Source organism: Leucothrix arctica (assembly GCF_003172895.1).
Taxonomy (GTDB): domain Bacteria; phylum Pseudomonadota; class Gammaproteobacteria; order Thiotrichales; family Thiotrichaceae; genus Leucothrix; species Leucothrix arctica.
In genome coordinates this window covers 1-1,138 of record NZ_QGKL01000017.1, presented here as the reverse complement: position 1 = coordinate 1,138, position 1,138 = coordinate 1, and the positions used below count along the sequence as shown (strand labels likewise).

At 37.9% G+C, this 1,138-nt stretch carries 2 protein-coding genes; one reads left to right on the top strand and one right to left on the bottom strand.

What is annotated here, in order from left to right:
* The first annotated feature begins 260 nt into the window (after positions 1-260).
* Entirely contained in the window at positions 261-839 is a 579-nt protein-coding gene (gene nudK, locus DKT75_RS05710) for a GDP-mannose pyrophosphatase NudK (protein ID WP_109822470.1), read from the top strand.
* Between the two features lie 50 nt (positions 840-889).
* On the opposite strand, the gene DKT75_RS05705 is transcribed toward nudK, so the two are convergent.
* A partial coding sequence (locus DKT75_RS05705; RefSeq protein WP_146201324.1) for a transposase occupies positions 890-1,138 on the bottom strand: 249 nt, incomplete at its 5' end.

Sequence of the window (1,138 nt, the reverse complement as noted above, 5' to 3'; positions counted from 1 at the left end):
TGAGACCCTAATGACTGTTCGAGTTATTATCTAATGAGTTATGTAGCGCTCATACTTGTTATCGGTATCTCTTGAAAAAGAGTAAGCCGTTGCTGCACCGAGCTACTACATAATGGCCTTTAGGAGCTAACTAAAGGTGGGTCTCAGTTTACCCGTTTTTTTAACATCTCAACCATACAAGTTGCTGCATCGGAAAAACTACTCGCTCGCGCTCGTATTTTTCCGCTGAGCAAGGCGTTATACAAAAACAAGGAGTGTACATGAACACTAAAATTAGGAATGTCGAACAAAAAATCCTGTCTGATAATTGGTATACACTGAACAAATATTCCTTTGACTATCTAAGGCCGGATGGTAACTGGGAGCGCCAAGAGCGAGAAGCATACGATCGAGGCAATGGTTCAACAATACTTCTTTATAACTCTACAAAAGGTAGTGTTATTCTAACTCGTCAATTTAGATTACCTACGTTCGTAAATGGAAATGCTGATGGAATGTTGGTTGAAACATGCGCAGGTTTGCTAGATGAAGATAATGCTGAAGACTGTATAAAAAAAGAAACAGAAGAAGAAACAGGATACAAAGTAGAAAATATTAAAAAAATATTTGAATCTTATATGTCCCCAGGCTCTGTAACAGAAATATTGTATTTTTTTGTCGCTGAATATTCTGAATCGATGAAGGTCTCTGAAGGAGGCGGCTTAGAGCATGAGCAAGAAAATATTGAAGTATTAGAACTGAGTTTCGATGATGCTTACGAAATGATAGAAACTGGAGAGATTAAAGATGGTAAAACAATTATGCTTCTCCAATACGCTAAGTTAAACCAACTTTTATAAGCTAATTTAATCAAATGTATAACAAGAGACTGTGGTTCTAAGTCAATCGTCTAAGCTAACTTTTCATCCCATAGTTCACCATTTTTTACCATGGTGTTGAGGATGGTAATCATCTTTCTCATACACGCAATAAGTGCTACTTTTTTAGGTTTTCCTTTGGCAACCAAACGCTGATATTCGTGCTTGAATTTATCGTTAGATTGTATCGTCGACATCATGGCCATGAACATGACCGTTCGGATTCTGGCTCGTCCTCCTCGTATGCGTCTTTTGCCACGATAAGCACCACTTTCTCTATT

Excerpts from the sequence above, each read along its gene's own strand:
- nudK (WP_109822470.1), top strand. The coding sequence starts at position 261 with ATGAACACTAAAATTAGGAATGTCGAACAAAAAATCCTGTCTGATAAT.